The organism is Vibrio sp. D401a, from assembly GCF_030248515.1.
GTDB classification, from domain to species: Bacteria; Pseudomonadota; Gammaproteobacteria; order Enterobacterales; family Vibrionaceae; genus Vibrio; species Vibrio rotiferianus.
In genome coordinates, this window is the sequence record NZ_JAHGAI010000025.1 from 43,015 (window position 1) to 57,609 (window position 14,595).

The 14,595-nt window shown below is 44.8% G+C and carries 16 protein-coding genes; 8 read left to right on the forward strand and 8 right to left on the reverse strand.

Annotation, left to right across the window (positions count from 1 at the left end; translation table 11 throughout):
• Positions 1–4 precede the first annotated feature (4 nt).
• Positions 5–1,003, forward strand: coding sequence for an AraC family transcriptional regulator (locus tag KIV41_RS12640; protein ID WP_285336611.1), 999 nt, complete (start codon positions 5–7; stop codon positions 1,001–1,003).
• A gap of 104 nt (positions 1,004–1,107) precedes the next feature.
• Here KIV41_RS12640 and KIV41_RS12645 read toward each other — a convergent pair whose 3' ends face one another.
• Positions 1,108–2,223, reverse strand: coding sequence for a linear amide C-N hydrolase (locus KIV41_RS12645; protein WP_285336612.1), 1,116 nt, complete (start codon positions 2,221–2,223; stop codon positions 1,108–1,110).
• A gap of 85 nt (positions 2,224–2,308) precedes the next feature.
• Between KIV41_RS12645 and KIV41_RS12650 the strand changes: the two genes are divergently transcribed.
• A complete protein-coding gene (locus tag KIV41_RS12650; protein ID WP_285336613.1) occupies positions 2,309–3,202 on the forward strand; it encodes a LysR family transcriptional regulator in 894 nt (297 codons plus the stop codon).
• 34 nt (positions 3,203–3,236) lie between these two features.
• On the opposite strand, the gene KIV41_RS12655 is transcribed toward KIV41_RS12650, so the two are convergent.
• The 3 genes from KIV41_RS12655 to KIV41_RS12665 form a co-directional block, all read right to left on the reverse strand.
• Positions 3,237–3,680, reverse strand: coding sequence for a GNAT family N-acetyltransferase (locus tag KIV41_RS12655; protein ID WP_045479513.1), 444 nt, complete (start codon positions 3,678–3,680; stop codon positions 3,237–3,239).
• Between the two features lie 173 nt (positions 3,681–3,853).
• Entirely contained in the window at positions 3,854–4,414 is a 561-nt protein-coding gene (gene sigZ / locus KIV41_RS12660) for an RNA polymerase sigma factor SigZ (protein ID WP_005442530.1), read from the reverse strand.
• Positions 4,401–4,694 carry a helix-turn-helix transcriptional regulator gene (locus tag KIV41_RS12665; protein WP_005433559.1) on the reverse strand — a complete coding sequence of 98 codons (294 nt, stop codon included), beginning with the start codon at positions 4,692–4,694 and terminating at the stop codon, positions 4,401–4,403. Before KIV41_RS12665 ends, sigZ begins: the two co-directional genes overlap by 14 nt.
• Before the next feature lie 251 nt (positions 4,695–4,945).
• Here KIV41_RS12665 and KIV41_RS12670 point away from each other — a divergent pair, with 251 nt between their 5' ends.
• On the forward strand, positions 4,946–6,082 hold the full coding sequence (locus KIV41_RS12670; protein ID WP_285336614.1) for a permease: 1,137 nt from the start codon (positions 4,946–4,948) through the stop codon (positions 6,080–6,082).
• A gap of 75 nt (positions 6,083–6,157) precedes the next feature.
• Here KIV41_RS12670 and KIV41_RS12675 read toward each other — a convergent pair whose 3' ends face one another.
• Positions 6,158–6,529, reverse strand: coding sequence for a nuclear transport factor 2 family protein (locus KIV41_RS12675; RefSeq protein ID WP_009704826.1), 372 nt, complete (start codon positions 6,527–6,529; stop codon positions 6,158–6,160).
• Positions 6,530–6,646: 117 nt separating this feature from the next.
• Here KIV41_RS12675 and KIV41_RS12680 point away from each other — a divergent pair, with 117 nt between their 5' ends.
• Both KIV41_RS12680 and KIV41_RS12685 read left to right on the forward strand, forming a co-directional pair.
• A complete protein-coding gene (locus KIV41_RS12680; RefSeq protein WP_285336615.1) occupies positions 6,647–7,513 on the forward strand; it encodes a LysR family transcriptional regulator in 867 nt (288 codons plus the stop codon).
• Between the two features lie 152 nt (positions 7,514–7,665).
• Entirely contained in the window at positions 7,666–7,959 is a 294-nt protein-coding gene (locus KIV41_RS12685) for a hypothetical protein (RefSeq protein WP_061008334.1), read from the forward strand.
• A gap of 51 nt (positions 7,960–8,010) precedes the next feature.
• Here the strand turns inward: KIV41_RS12685 and KIV41_RS12690 are convergent, their stop codons facing one another.
• Positions 8,011–9,969 (reverse strand): monovalent cation:proton antiporter-2 (CPA2) family protein, encoded by a 1,959-nt coding sequence (locus KIV41_RS12690; protein WP_285336616.1) that lies wholly within the window; start codon positions 9,967–9,969, stop codon positions 8,011–8,013.
• Positions 9,966–10,583, reverse strand: coding sequence for an NAD(P)H-dependent oxidoreductase (locus KIV41_RS12695; protein WP_009704823.1), 618 nt, complete (start codon positions 10,581–10,583; stop codon positions 9,966–9,968). The genes KIV41_RS12690 and KIV41_RS12695 overlap by 4 nt, the downstream gene beginning before the upstream one ends.
• A gap of 662 nt (positions 10,584–11,245) precedes the next feature.
• On the opposite strand from KIV41_RS12695, the gene KIV41_RS12700 reads away from it, so the two are divergent.
• The 3 genes from KIV41_RS12700 to KIV41_RS12710 all read left to right on the forward strand — a co-directional run bounded on the left by KIV41_RS12700 (position 11,246) and on the right by KIV41_RS12710 (position 13,952).
• A complete protein-coding gene (locus tag KIV41_RS12700) occupies positions 11,246–12,187 on the forward strand; it encodes a LysR family transcriptional regulator (protein ID WP_045391192.1) in 942 nt (313 codons plus the stop codon).
• 179 nt (positions 12,188–12,366) lie between these two features.
• Positions 12,367–13,215, forward strand: a complete 849-nt coding sequence (locus tag KIV41_RS12705) for a zona pellucida protein alpha (protein ID WP_071234220.1) — start codon at positions 12,367–12,369, stop codon at positions 13,213–13,215.
• Between the two features lie 86 nt (positions 13,216–13,301).
• On the forward strand, positions 13,302–13,952 hold the full coding sequence (locus KIV41_RS12710; protein ID WP_285336617.1) for a hypothetical protein: 651 nt from the start codon (positions 13,302–13,304) through the stop codon (positions 13,950–13,952).
• Between the two features lie 109 nt (positions 13,953–14,061).
• Here the strand turns inward: KIV41_RS12710 and KIV41_RS12715 are convergent, their stop codons facing one another.
• Positions 14,062–14,493, reverse strand: coding sequence for a YccF domain-containing protein (locus tag KIV41_RS12715; protein WP_010451166.1), 432 nt, complete (start codon positions 14,491–14,493; stop codon positions 14,062–14,064).
• Positions 14,494–14,595: the final 102 nt, after the last annotated feature.

Sequence of the window (14,595 nt, forward strand, 5' to 3'; positions counted from 1 at the left end):
AGATATGATCAAGCGAGCGAGTCAATTCACGGTGCCTCAGAGTTGGAAAGTGCTGCTTAACGATATGGATATTGATCCGCAACTGGTGCTGGCATACGCCAAGTTACCTGCCGACTTGTTCAATCGAGAAAAGGCAACGCTTAGCCCAAATGAGTACTTTCAGCTTTGGGTCGGAGTTGAACAAGCGTCTGGTGAGCGTGAGATGCCGTTGCTCCTTGCTGAACATATGTCGGTTGAGGGGTTTGACGCCCCAATTTTTGCCGCTATTTGCAGTCCGAACTTGAACACCGCACTCAAACGGATTCAGCAATATAAGCCGTTGATTGGACCTATGGTAATGACGTTAGACGTTTCCGAAAAAGAAACAAAACTCAGCATCAGTTGCTATGGCCAACGACAAGCGCTGCCTAAATCTTTGGCTTTGACAGAAGTGGTGTTCTTTACCCAGTTAGCTCGCTTAGCGACGAGAAAGCGGATTCAACCGCTACAAGTTACGTTGCCTGAGTTGCCCAGCAACCTTGAGAAATACCAAGCTTACTTTGGTTGCCCGCTGGTCAAAGGTGATGGCGTAGAGGTGCGTTTTAAAGCGGAAGACGCAGCGCATCCGTTCGTGACTTCAAATGCGCAAATGTGGGGCTTTTTCGAACAAGGGCTGAACCAAAAGCTAAAAGATCTTGATGTCAGTGCCTCAACAGTAGAACGTGTTCGAGCAGTCTTGGTCGAGTCATTACCCGCGGGGAACAGTGCGATTGAAATGGTGGCAGAGAAACTGGCAATGAGTAAACGTACATTGCAACGTAAGCTCACGGCAGAAGCTGAAAGTTATCAATCCGTGCTGCAAATGGTACGGGCGGAGCTTGCCGATCACTATTTAGAGAAGTCTCAAATGTCACTGGGTGAAATCTCCTTCCTACTGGGATTTCAAGAAGCGAACTCATTTATTCGAGCTTACAGCGCTTGGAAGGGAATATCTCCTGGGAATTATCGAGACCAGTGTCATTAAGCACAAAACGAATAGAAAGGAAAAGCGCCGAACATGTCGGCGCTTTTTTGAATGGTGCTTTTGTCCACACACCTTTCAAGTTCTGTTTTTTTACGTAATCAGAGCTATTTCACTAAGTGCTGACCCATTACGCCATCGCCTTTTTCTAAGCGAGATGAAATGTCACCAAACAGATCCGGTAAATCGGCTTTGATGGTGTAGTTATGTCCGTCATTCAACTTGTTAAAGTCCACTGAGTACTGCGTGTAACTGTCGTCATACTGGTAACGCACGTTCATCACTTTTTGGTCTAGGTTGTACACCAAACCATAGATGGTTGCGTAGCCACGCATTTCGCCATTCACTGGGCGGTTTGCCGCATCCAATGGGATTTTGTAGGTCACACTATCCAGTTTCGCAATGCCATTGGTGTAGCTGCTAGGCTCTTTAAGCTGATCCTTCATGTAGCTGTTCCAGATAAAGCGTTGAGCAGAATTAATGTTACCCGGGATCGGGAACTCACCATTCACATCACTCTTCGTTTTTGGTTGCGCTTCTTGCCAGTTTTTCAAGTGTTGCGCGTACTCTGGGCTGTTCGTCATCACGTCATATTGTTTGCCATGATGAACTTGCCAAGCGCCGTCGATGTATTCCAACACTGCAGAGTCACCACTTGCGTCTTCTAATGAGTAATGTCCTTTCATGTCGATGCCATTGTGGCTGAACTGTTGGATTTGGATTGAATCTAGATGCTTCAATGCTTCATCAACGGATGCAAAACTATCAATCAAATAGGCGACAAAGCGTGAGTTTTCAATTTGTTGTTTGCCAGCTTGTGGTGCGCCTGGGTTTTCTTCATCCAAGAACAGTGCATTCGCCGCAAAGCCTTTCTCGTTAAAGCCATCAATAATGCCAACGCCGTAAATACTCACACCGATAGAAGCGTATTTCGATGTCCATGTAAGCGCATCGTCTTTATCGTAGCCGCGGTATGTTTGGCCTGCGTGGCGAACATCAATGGTTGGCTGGTTAGCTTCCATCCAATCCATAGTACGAGAGACAAATACACCATGGTCTTGAGTCTCCCAAACCAAACGTGAACACGCATTTGCTGCGGTAGAGATGCTGCCAACTGCCATTGCAACAGATGCTGCTAGAAGAACTTTTTTGCTAAAACCTTTCATTGAATTGCCCTCGTAACGTTTCAATACGAGGTCATTATTACGTGTAATTCTCACCATGTAATCTCAGTTATGTTGCAAACTTTGCAACAAAAGGGTATCGGTTAAGCTAAGATAAACGGGTTTATTGTTTGAGGATCTTTCAATGCCCAGAGCCAGTTTTGATCAACTTACTGCATTTGTCGCTGTCGCAGAGCATGGATCATTTAGCCAAGCCGCAAGGGTAATCGGGAAAGACAGAGCGACGCTACACCACCAAGTCAGCGATCTCGAAATTGATTGGGATGTGATCTTGTTTGAACGTAAGGGAAGAACGCCAGTTTTGACGGAAGTAGGAGTGACGTTACTGACCCAAGCCAAGCATATTCTTTACCAAATGCAGTCTTTAGAGCTTTCTTGCGACAGCTACTCTCAAGGGGATGTTCCGGAGATAACGATTTGTCACGACATGTCGGTACCGTGTGATGCCATAGCGGACATCGACCTGTCTATGCGTAAGCAATACAAGAGTACAGCGATTCATTGGTTACATCGCAGCCGAGATGAAGCGTTAGAAATGCTAATGACGAAACAAGCGGATTTTGCGGTGGTACTTAACAGCGGTAAAGCGTTCCCAACCGAAGGGATGTCGTTCATTAACTTAGGCTACCCAAGGTTTACCTTCTATGCGCATCAGAAAAGTCCAATAGCGCAGAAACCCGTGGTGACTCTGCAGGATCTCGCGTCACACCATCAATACATTGCAGAGAATTTCAGCACCAGTGCACTTGGTAATCAACAGGTGATGTCACCAAACATTTCTCGAATCAGTAACATCGATGTGTTGATGCGATTATTGAAAAATGATGGCTTTGCCTTGCTTCCTCATCATTTAGTGCAAGCTCACGATGAGAAAGGCGAGTTTGTCCCGTTAAACATCGATTTTATGGCTAACGAAGGTCGTGCAGGTTATGTGTTACTAAAGCGAGGCAATACGTTAAGTCCTGTCCATCAAAAGCTGGTGGCGTTGGTGACCGAATGGTTTGATAAACAGGTGTAAAAGCCAAAACTTCCCGCTTTGGATTTGTACTGGATTAAGAAAGCTCTAATCGTAGTGATATGTCACCATCATCGAGGATACCATCCTCTTGAAATCCGAACGCACGATAAAGCTTACCTGCCTGCTGATTGGAGGGTTTATGCATCGTGAATAAGGTTTTCCCTCCGAGTTGTTTCACTTCTTCAACGAGCAAGCTAAGTACTTGCTTTCCATACCCTTTGTTCTGGTGATCTTTGTCGATCATAAAGCGGAACAGCCAGTAAATGGAGTAATCAAGCGGCTCGTCTTCATGGCAAAACGCAAGTAAACCTATCACCGTCTCTTGCTCATAAATCACTTTCAATCGGTAGTCGGTTTCAAAGCGTGATTGAGCAATCGTAATCGCGTTGGAGGCAAGGTTTTCTTCTTGTTCTGGGTGAAGATTAAGACGAATACAATCTAGATAGTTTTCTTTGGTGAGTTCTCTTAATGAGATCATAAAAACGAGTTTCCTTCTTCCTTAAAGCAGAAGAAGTAAAGCTTATTATTCAGCAAGATAGCAAATGAGAGAGCTGACGAAGAGATAAAGCTGTGATTGAGTTCATGGATAGGCGACTCGATGACGAGCCGCCAAGCTATCGGTATTCATTGTGAGGCGCATTCAGCGAGGGATTAACATTTATCGCAAGAAGCACCGTTTTGGTTGCAATCTGTCATACGACCTTGTTTGTCGAACGAGAAACTGCAACATTCTTCAAATAGCTTTTTCAATTCGACACGTCCTCTCTGTACGCGCGATTTGAGGGTTGAGTAGCTGATACCTTGCTCTTCGGCCAACTTCTTCTGGCTCATGCCTTCAAGCTCAATAGAAGAGAGCAGTTGCGATTGCTCGTCTGGTAATGCTTGCACAAAGGGCGCAATGCACTTTGACAGTTCTTGTTTCAGGTTTGATTCTTGCTCTTCAAACCAAAGATCGTCAGCAACGAGGTCATTATCACGTTGATTTCGAGCACGTTTACGGTAGAAATCGATGATGGCGTTATTCGCGATTTGGAAGAGCCAAGATTTGACGCTAGATACATCACGAATATCCGCAAGGTTTTGATAAGTTTTAAGTAAAATCTCTTGCTTTAAGTCGTCTACATCATCTTCATTGCTGACTTTAGAGCGCAAGAACGCATGAATAGCGTGTTCGTATTCGCTCCAAATTGATTCGAGGTTAGCAGTTTTCATTGATGCAACACTCGTCACGCAAGAAACCAATAACCGTATCTAAGCATTCATACTCAGCAACACAATACAAAGTACGACCTTCACGACGCTGACTGATTAAGCCGGCTGAGGCTAGGCTCGAAATGTGATGAGAAAGGGTAGAGGCTGGAATACCAAGTTTATCTTGTACGCCACCAACCGCGATTCCTTCATAGCCTGCTTTGACCACCTCTTTATAGATACATAAACGGGTAGGGTGTCCTAGCTCTTTGAGCGCTTTTGCTACAGCTTCGAGTTCCATACTGACCTCTTGGAATGACAGACGATAAATACATTTCGATGATAGTGAAAGTGTGGGTGAATAGCAAACAAGAAAAATTCCCTAGTTAATTAATTGATTATTAAGACTTTAAATTATATTTCGATATTTATCGAAATATAATGGTTGACGCGTCGATTTTTAATTCTATAATTCGAGAAAAATAGAAATGAAGAGTTCAGCTTCATTAGGAAATTTACAGTTACTGATGTGACATCAGTAGGAGAATCAATATGAATCCAGAAATCATGACCATGGCTAAGGAAGCGCTTGATATGTTTGCGTTTCTAGCAACCGAACTTATCATCCTATTCCTAGCAATTAGCTACATCGTGGGTGTGTTGCAAGATTTTCTAACGCCAGAAAAAATCCAATCTATCCTGAGCTCGAAAAAGGGTAAAGGTTACTTTATCGCTGCGCTATTAGGTTCGATTACGCCTTTCTGTTCGTGTTCGACCATTCCTTTCTTGAAAGGTCTATTGCGTGCAAGAGCAGGTTTTGGACCTATGATGGTGTTCCTATTTGCTAGTCCACTGCTTAACCCAGTGATCATTGGTTTGTTTGTAGTGACCTTTGGTTGGAAAGTAGCGGTATTCTACTTTGCTATTGCGATGACAGTGTCTGTGGTTGCAGGCTATGTACTTGAAAAGCTAGGCTTTGAACGTTACGTAAAACCAGAAGCGTACGAAGCAGCAGGCACCTCTTCATGTGGTACATCTTGCGGTGATTCAAGCAAGAAAAAAGAACAAGCAAAACCAGCATCAAGCTGTGGTACTAGCACTTGTGGTGAACCTGCACCAGTCGCAGCAAAAACATCATGCTGCAGTGAGCCAGCGCCTGTGGTAGTGAAAACATCTTGTTGTGGTGATAGCGCACCAAAAGCAGAACCTAAAGTAGAAGTGTCTTGCTGTTCATCAGACGGTAGTGCAACAGCGACAATCGTGGAAGAAAAAGAGCCTAGCCGCTGGGTACGTATTTGGCACTCAACTTGGAAAGACTTTAAACAAGTGTTCCCTTACCTAATGATGGGTATTGCGATTGGTTCATTCATCTACGGCTTCATCCCAACGGATCTTATTGCGGAGTACGCAGGTGAAGCGAAGTGGTACGCGATTCCAGTAGCAGCAATTATTGGTATTCCATTATACATCCGTGCAGAGGCAGTTATTCCACTAAGTGCGGCGCTAGTACAAAAAGGTATGGCACTGGGTTCAGTAATGGCACTTATCATTGGTAGCGCAGGCGCAAGTCTTACAGAAGTGATTTTGTTGAAATCAATCTTTAAGAACCAAATGATTGCAGCCTTCCTATTCGTTATCTTAACGATGGCAATGGGCGCAGGTTACCTATACACCTTCATCTTTGCTTAATTGAATTAAGTAAACTGAAAAACAAAAATCCCCAAGTTTCGGCTTGGGGATTTTTTATTCTGAAAGACTTAAAGCTTATCGCTCACCAAGCACTTCAAACTCATCGTACGTTAGGCGAGACAAACCATCTTCTTGAATTTCCCACAACTCTTTGTGCACGACACCAAACGCCTTGTTCATTGTCCAATCTGAAGTAAGAATGTAGCCATTTTCACTGTCTTTTTCCCACTTGGTGTTGGTGTAGTCCACGCTGTTAAAACCTTGGTCCATGATGTTTTGCCAGAATGCTTGGATCGCTTCACGTCCCTCAAAGGTGCCAAATGGTTTTGCAATCATAACCGCATCTTCTGCGTATTGTGCTGCACAGCCCGCAGCGTCTTGATTATTGAAAGCGATTTGCCATGCTGAGATGCCTGCTTGAGCGCGTTCTAAAACTGATTGAGTCATCCTGAATATCCTGTGATTGGTGTTTGTTTATGTAGCAATCATAGGGTTAGAATTGAGATAGAAAAACAAAGTAATAAGAATTGAATGTTCTGTAAAAAAGAACAATAAGGAAGGGCGATGAATAAGCTGCGTTTGATGTCTCTGTTCGTTCATATTGTCGAGTGTGGTTCAATCTCCAAAGCTGCAGATAAATTAGAGCTTTCTAAGTCAGTGTTGAGCTCTGCTTTGAAGCAACTCGAACTAGAGCTGGATACTTGCTTACTCAAACGTACGACCAGAAAGCAAACTCTGACCTCGACAGGTGAGCGCTTTTACGAGCAGTGCGCGCAAATGACAAAACAAGCAGAAGCTGCGTGGTTAGAAGCCACAGAGTTAAAGCAAGTGCCAACGGGACGGCTTACCGTCACTGCGCCACATGCCCTAATGCGCTCGATAGTGTTGCCTGCTTTAACGAGTGCTTTTGCTGATTACTCTGATGTGCAGTTAAATTTGATCAGTGATGATAAGCATGTGGATATTGTTCAGCAGGATATCGATCTTGCCGTACGAGTAGGGGCTTCTGGTGATTCAAACATTAAGCAGCGTAAAGTAGGGCAGTTTTGTGACGTCTTGTGTCGTGCTAAAGGCGCGCATTCTGATTTTGAGAGTGCGCCTTATATTGCTCAACATTGGCAGCTTGAACCTGTTATCCATGCGTTTGCTTCCAAGGAGCCAGAACATCAAATTCAATATCCAGTGAAGCACCGAGCGAATACCGTCTTTGATGTGTCCAGTCTGTTAGAAATGGGGTTAGGCGTTGGTATTTTGCCTGACTTTATGTTGGAGTCGAACTCGCTTCTTGAACCAGTTCCCGGTGCGAAAGCGTCAAAGGTGAACCCAATTTATGTATTGCATCCCTACCAAGCTCATGTGCCGATGGCAGTGACAATAGCAATAAAGGCGATTGAATCGCGCATTGACGAAGTCATTTTATGTAAAAACTGACGGTTATCGGGGCGAACACTCAGAGTCGGTTTGGAATTAAAATTGATGAATTTTTATTCAGGATCAATCTTCATTATTATTTCACCCCACGTTCAAAATGCCTCGTCTACACTGTTTGATGAGTTGTCAGTTGGCAGACCAAGGAGGCAGCCATGATTGCAGTTCATCGAGAGTATTGTTTATCGAATAGCCCAGATTTACACGCCCATGTTGAAGTCAATCCCGTCGGTAAATTGGAAGTTGAAATTGTCGAGCTTCAAGAGCACCACACTACCGAGTTTGATGATCTTTCTTTTGAAAGTAGTGGCGCTCAAACGCGTATTTGCGGGAAAGAAGACACCGTTCCATGGCAGTTCAACCTAGCCAAGACCGACGCATTAGAACTGTCGCATTTAGTGGATGAAGCGAATGAAGAGTATGAGACATTGATGAGTGATCTCATGTAGCTCTGCTTTTTCACCGGCAATAAAAAACCTCCCAGTGGGAGGTTTTCGCGTTTATTGAGCGTCTTCTTTCGGTAGATGTAGCTCTTGGACGTTTTCTTCGTTGAAGTCGTCGGCATAACCTTTCGGTGGCGGCGTCCAACCACGTTCAGAACGGGAGAGCTTATCGTGACGATCCTTTTGCATCTCTTCTGCCATTTTTTCCTCTAGATGAATAAATAGCTGACGGAAGTTGTTGTCGTAACGTTCACCTTCTGAGTCATCGGCCCACGCTTCATATAGCATGTTGGATTTACGATCTTCGACTCGGCGATAAGTCGATTTTTGCTGCTCGGTGAAGAATGGATGAATACCAATGGCTTTCATCGCATGACCACCAATTTCCAAGGCCGAATGGTAAGTCTCTGATTCGATGATATCTGCGCCCGCTTGACGTAGTAGGTAACCATGTCCGCGGTCAAATGCACGCGCAATCACAGTCACGTTTGGATAGGTGTGTTTTACGTACTTAACCAACTCCACGCTCGATTCTTGATTATCTATCGCGACGACAAGCGCAGAGGCATGCTCAATACCTGCCGTGTGTAGCATGTCTGGTCGAGTCGCATCACCAAAGTAAGCGCGTGTACCGATCTGGCGCATATTATCAATCTGGCTTGCTTGGTGGTCGAGTACAACCGTTTCCACGCCATTAGATACCAACAAGCGGTTTACGATCTGACCAAAGCGACCGATACCTGCAATGATGACGGTGCCTTGTTCTTCAATGGTGTCACTTTCACGCTCATTCGATTCACTTTCAAAGCGAGGAAGAATCACCTTATCAAATAGGATGAATAGACCAGGCGTTAGGAACATAGAGATCGCAACAACCAATGCCAGCGTTTGTGAAAGCTCGAATGGGATTACGTGGTTTTGTACCGAGAAGCTCAATAGCACAAAGCCGAATTCACCCGCTTGCGCCAAGCTCAAAGTAAACAACCAACGATTACTGCCTTTGATACGGAAGATGAACGCAAGTGCGAATAGAATCGCGGCTTTCAGAATCATCACGCCAAGCGTTAGACCGATGATCAAACCAAAGTCGCTGAACAGCACTGAAAAATCGATGCCAGCACCTACCGTGATAAAGAACAAGCCAAGCAGCAAGCCTTTAAACGGTTCGATGTTTGACTCCAACTCATGGCGGAACTCACTGTTCGCCAGAACCACACCTGCTAAGAACGTACCCAGCGCCGGAGACAGACCCACTAGGCTCATCAAAGCAGCAATGCCGATCACCAACATTAATGCTGTTGCAGTAAAGATTTCACGCAGACCAGAGCTTGCTACGTAGCGGAACAGTGGACGACTTAGGAAATGCCCGCCAACAACGACGATAGCAATAGAAGCCGTAATCACGAGCCCGTATGCCCAGCCAGGAAGTCCAGCCACTAGGCTAAGTTCTTCATGATGTTCTGCGGCTGCTTGTGCTGCTGATTGTGCTTGTTCTACCAACTCTGGCAGTGCCAACAGCGGAATAAACGCCAACATTGGAATTACGGCGATGTCTTGGAAAAGCAGCACCGAGAACGCGTTCTGGCCACCTTCTGTTTTGGTCAGCCCTTTCTCGCTAAAGGTTTGCAGAACAATCGCGGTGGAAGAAAGTGCGAAGATCAAACCGATTGCTAATGCAATGGCCCAAGATTGGCCAAAGTACAGGGCAATCGCCATGATCAGTGCGGCAGTACCACCAACTTGTAGGCCACCTAAGCCCATTAAGCGGTTACGCATTGCCCACAACATCTTAGGTTCAAGTTCCAAACCAACGAGGAACAACATCATGACCACACCAAATTCAGCAAAGTGTTGAATTGTCGTGGTTTCTTCACCAACGAGGCCGATAATAGGACCAATGACCACACCCGCAATCAAGTAACCTAATACCGAGCCTAAGCCTAGACGTTTTGCTAAAGGAACGGCGACGACAGCGGCAATAAGGTAAACAAAGGCTTGTAAGAATATCCCTGTCATGATGCTTCCTTAATCAGTTGTGGTAATGCACTGTTGAGTTTGATGAGTGATGCCGCAGCTTCAAGATCAAGCGTGTCATTGACGAGCGCATTGAGCAGCGTTTTGTAGCGTTCAACATGCTGTGGAATTCTATCTTCTTCTTGAGCTGTACGGGAGCCAAACAACGCAAGTGGAGCGATGTAGTTCATCCCAGTCAGTGCCGACATTTGCTCGATAGGAGCTAAGAGCTCACGGATGGTGAAGTGGTTGTAGCCTTCGGCTTTATAGGCCTCTTCTTTACCACCTGCGGATAAGACACAAAGCATGGTTTTGCCATGAAGCTCTGTACCTTCCGAGCCATAAGCAAAGCCGTATTCCAAAACCAGATCTTGCCACTCTTTTAGAATGGCTGGCGTGGAATACCAGTACAGCGGAAATTGAAAAATCACCACATCGTGGTCGCGTAAACGCTGTTGCTCTCGGTCAATATTGATATTGAAGTGCGGGTACTCGGCATAGAGATCGACACAAGTGACACCTTCAATCGTATTAGCTGCTTTAAAAAGGGGAGCATTCACCTCTGAGCGATGCTGGGAAGGATGCGCAAAGAGAATCAATACTTTTTTATTTATCATAGGAATCCTTGCTATGCGTCTAAACCATTTTTGGTATAAGAATGAAAGACTTTGATTGTTGTAAGAAACTGTAACCCATAAACCTTATCCTATCTACTTTAGTGATTGAACATTGGAAAGTTAAAATCACTTTCAATGAAATATAGAAAATCTTCACGGGGCACTGCTTTTTATCTTCCTTAATAAACGCTTGAGCAGCTCCTTTATTAGAGAAAGATGGATGTACTTAACGGAAGTTCTAAATCTACAAATTTGGTGTGGGTTATCTCGTTTAATGTACTAGGTTTTTTACTCTATTTTTTGAGAATCAACGCATAAAAACCAACACTGGATATCCTCATACCTGCATCAAAGAAGTTATCTAAAAGCACGCATCCGAGCTGATACTAGGATGAACAAACGATTTATTTCAAAGCGATGTGAAATGATAAGTTTGAGGAATGTGATAAGCGAAGAATGCCGCAGATTAACGTTTACCGAGAGCAGGGTGTTCATCGGAGCGGCGCATTTCGAATTTTATAAACGCCAACTTGATCGCAGCCACTGTTATTTTTCCGTCATAGAAGCGTAGCGAGCGCAAAGAATTCATGCGTTTAGATTGGAAAGTACGCAAATCTGTTCTTATGCTGAATAATAACCTCAAGTTATTATCGACGTGGAATATGGCCAAAGATCTCTTCTCAAACCTCGACCTGAATTTGCTCCGAACATTCATCATTTTGCACCAAGAGCGCAATATGCGCCGAGCGGCAGAGCGCTTGTTTGTTTCTCAACCCGCCGTGAGTAAGGCATTGCAGCGGCTGCGTGATCATTTTGAAGATGAGCTGTTTGTGAAAACCCATCACGGGTTGCGGGCAACGGAGTATGCGAACGATTTAGCGGAAAATCTCGCGCCGTTATTGGATGAAATCTCTATCACGCTCAATGGTTCTAAAGCATTTAACCCATTAGAAATGAACGGGACCATCAAGGTTGCGTTAGCGCCTTTTATCTTGAGCTCTTACGCCAGTGAAATCTGTCAGGCGATTCGACAAGCAGCGCCAAACGTTCAGATCCACTTGTTGAATTGGTCTCGCTCCACCATGGATGAGATCATCAAAGACGATGTTACGCTTGGTGTGAACTATGAAATCAACCATGCTCCAAAAGAGCTACTGACGAAAATGATCGTCAAAGACACCTTCTGTGCATACGTGCGAAAAGATCATCCGTTTCCCGGTGACCGACTACAAATCTCGGATTGCAGGGATTTGGAGTTTGCGACCGTGATTGCGGCCGATTGGAACTCCAGCGTGTCGTTTTCTGAGAAGATAATGAAAATCAAAGGCGTAGAGCCAAAAATCGCGTTTCGATCTGAATTGCCGTCGGCCATCATCGACGTGGTGGCTAACTCGGACATGGTCTTTCCCGCTTCAAAAACGGTGAACGTCGATAAGATCTCTCAATTGAGAAGATTGGATATCGAGTTTGACGGTATCGTGATTGAGCCTTGCTTGCACGCTTACTATCACCATAAGAATCGCCGTAATGAAATGGTTCATTGGCTACGTAGCATCATCACGGATGTCATAACCAAACACCTGGAGCGCTCACAACAGCGATAATAACCCTTGGTTATCACGCTCTCTACTCTTGTTTATTAATAACCCGCCGTTAAGTGCGGGTTTCTTTTTAGCGATTAGAGTAATAAAACACTGCTCAATATACTTCTCTTCATCGGGCAGGGAGTCCACTGAATCTGCAAGAGGCAGCCCTGAATTTCGACAAATTAAGAGAGTAAATCATGAAAGTTAAATTACTAAGTGCCGTTATCGCAGCATCTTTTCTAGCCGGCTGTTCATCATCAGGTTCTTCGGACTCCCCAAGTGAGCCAGCAGGTGTTGCTTCTGTTCAAACCTTTGAAGGTGAGCATTTCGATGGTATGGCAATTCAAGGTGACAACGGCGAGTACAACACAGTAGCTATTCGCGGTGTAGAAGGTAATACCGTATTTAATGTTGGCGGAGAGCTTTACTTTACAGATGGTGATGTAGTTAAAGACGCTTCAGGTAACGTGGTTGGTAATATCGAAGTACGTAATAACGAATTGGTGTTTGTGAATGACAAAGGCTTCGTACATTTGAGCGTAGAAGATGGACGATTAATTGTCGAAGAAGTGAAGCTCAATCCTGTACATCCTATTGAACCAACGCCGGAACACCCAATTGAATGGGAGCCAGCAAACCCAATTGAGCCAGTGCCGGAGCATCCAATTGCAGGTGGTCCCGTAAATCCAATTGAGCCAGTACCTGAGCATCCAATTGAAGGTGGTCCAGTAAATCCGATTGAGCCAGCACCTGAGCATCCAATTGAAGGCGGTCCAGTAAATCCGATTGAACCTGTGCCGGAGCATCCAATTGCAGCTGGACCGGTAAATCCAATTGAGCCAGTGCCGGAACATCCAATGATAACGAACCCATCAAACCCAATTGAAGCAAGCCCGGAGAACCCAATTGAAGGGGCTGCCAGCCTGCCTGTTCACGAGCTAACTCAAGAGCAACGTGCAGAGTTGAAACAAAAAGTACAGTCTCTGTCACAAGAGCAGCGTCAGCAAATAAAAAGAGCGATTCGTGACCGCGCTGAGCGTTCATAAGTCAATCGCATAAGGGTAATGAGCAAGGAGCCGCTTGAGTAAAGTGGCTCCTTTTTTGTTTCATACTTTTTTAATAGGTTTCCCCAATGAACAAATCTTTGACACTGCTTTGCATGCTATTTGCTTCCCCGTGTTTTTCTGCTGACCATAAAATGCCAGAGTTTGGATTGGATGTATCAAATACAGGCGATGAATGGATTGTCACGGCCAGCGGTTATTTACAAGCGACAGAAGAGTGGAACATTTCTGCTGAGGTCGATTCTACGGGGTATTTAGAATTGGGGACAGGATATGGCGTTATGCTTGGGCAATTCTACACAGAAGCATTTGTGAGCTATGGACGTGCAGATCTGTTCGACGTCTATGATGCGGGCGTGTTTACCGGAACCGCGTTAGGGGATGATTGGATGGTTTTCGCCAATAGCTCTCATGAATGGAGAGAAAGTGCTATTGGTAAGTCATTCCCTGCATTCGAAAATACCGCAAGAGAGTGGAAAAATACGGTTGGAACGAGCTATACACCAATTGATTTTCTCAGTCTTGGCTATGCTTATAACTACGATAAAAAGTTGACAGAGGAAGGTCATCGTACAAACCACGAGGTGCGAATCACGTTAAAACCGAAGTGGCTAGAACCCTACGTGAAGTATACGTTTGGTGAACACAGGGTTTCGCCAGGTTCGACCAAAGTAAGTGAAGAAAACAGCGTTGAGCTAGGGATTAACTTTAACTTTTAAGGTGAAGGTATGAACATACAATCAACCATTATTGAATATGCAGTGGCGATTATAGGGTTACTTTTGACAGGAATAACCCTCTAAGCAGGGTACTCAGAGGGTTAACACATTAACGATTGATGTTGTAGCGAGCCATAGTGGCTTCTTCAGTCGTTACGACTGTTTTACCTATCGGAGCAAGAGAGATAACCGCAAGCTTCAGGTGTTGAAGGGCGAACGGAATGCCAATGATGGTGACAAAGCATGCTACAGCGGAAAGCACATGACCGATTGCCAACCAGAGACCAGCAAACACAAACCAAATCACATTGCCAATGACGCCAAGTGGACTGGTACCGATGTCCATTTCATTGGTTAATTCATCTCGTGAAACGGCTTCCTTGCCGAATGGGAAGAACGAGAAATTACCCATTACAAAACAAGCACGTCCCCATGGAATACCGATGATGCTGATGAATGCCAGTAGTCCGAAGAACCACCATAGCAAACCCATGAATACGCCACCGAATACAAACCAGATGATGTTGCCGAGTGTTCTCATTTAAAACCCTTTTTGATTTATAGCGTTGTGTTAAGTATGTCACACGAATCTTAACAGAGGATGAATGGACGCACTTTATCTTAAATAAGCAATCATTGATGA

What these genes read in the sequence shown, in the direction of transcription:
- KIV41_RS12640 (WP_285336611.1), top strand. Translation starts at nt 5, where the DNA reads ATGATCAAGCGAGCGAGTCAATTCACGGTGCCTCAGAGTTGGAAAGTG.
- KIV41_RS12645 (WP_285336612.1), bottom strand. Translation starts at nt 2,223, where the DNA reads ATGGTGAGAATTACACGTAATAATGACCTCGTATTGAAACGTTACGAG.
- KIV41_RS12650 (WP_285336613.1), top strand. Translation starts at nt 2,309, where the DNA reads ATGCCCAGAGCCAGTTTTGATCAACTTACTGCATTTGTCGCTGTCGCA.
- KIV41_RS12655 (WP_045479513.1), bottom strand. Translation starts at nt 3,680, where the DNA reads ATGATCTCATTAAGAGAACTCACCAAAGAAAACTATCTAGATTGTATT.
- sigZ (WP_005442530.1), bottom strand. Translation starts at nt 4,414, where the DNA reads ATGAAAACTGCTAACCTCGAATCAATTTGGAGCGAATACGAACACGCT.
- KIV41_RS12665 (WP_005433559.1), bottom strand. Translation starts at nt 4,694, where the DNA reads ATGGAACTCGAAGCTGTAGCAAAAGCGCTCAAAGAGCTAGGACACCCT.
- KIV41_RS12670 (WP_285336614.1), top strand. Translation starts at nt 4,946, where the DNA reads ATGAATCCAGAAATCATGACCATGGCTAAGGAAGCGCTTGATATGTTT.
- KIV41_RS12675 (WP_009704826.1), bottom strand. Translation starts at nt 6,529, where the DNA reads ATGACTCAATCAGTTTTAGAACGCGCTCAAGCAGGCATCTCAGCATGG.
- KIV41_RS12680 (WP_285336615.1), top strand. Translation starts at nt 6,647, where the DNA reads ATGAATAAGCTGCGTTTGATGTCTCTGTTCGTTCATATTGTCGAGTGT.
- KIV41_RS12685 (WP_061008334.1), top strand. Translation starts at nt 7,666, where the DNA reads ATGATTGCAGTTCATCGAGAGTATTGTTTATCGAATAGCCCAGATTTA.
- KIV41_RS12690 (WP_285336616.1), bottom strand. Translation starts at nt 9,969, where the DNA reads ATGACAGGGATATTCTTACAAGCCTTTGTTTACCTTATTGCCGCTGTC.
- KIV41_RS12695 (WP_009704823.1), bottom strand. Translation starts at nt 10,583, where the DNA reads ATGATAAATAAAAAAGTATTGATTCTCTTTGCGCATCCTTCCCAGCAT.
- KIV41_RS12700 (WP_045391192.1), top strand. Translation starts at nt 11,246, where the DNA reads ATGGCCAAAGATCTCTTCTCAAACCTCGACCTGAATTTGCTCCGAACA.
- KIV41_RS12705 (WP_071234220.1), top strand. Translation starts at nt 12,367, where the DNA reads ATGAAAGTTAAATTACTAAGTGCCGTTATCGCAGCATCTTTTCTAGCC.
- KIV41_RS12710 (WP_285336617.1), top strand. Translation starts at nt 13,302, where the DNA reads ATGAACAAATCTTTGACACTGCTTTGCATGCTATTTGCTTCCCCGTGT.
- KIV41_RS12715 (WP_010451166.1), bottom strand. Translation starts at nt 14,493, where the DNA reads ATGAGAACACTCGGCAACATCATCTGGTTTGTATTCGGTGGCGTATTC.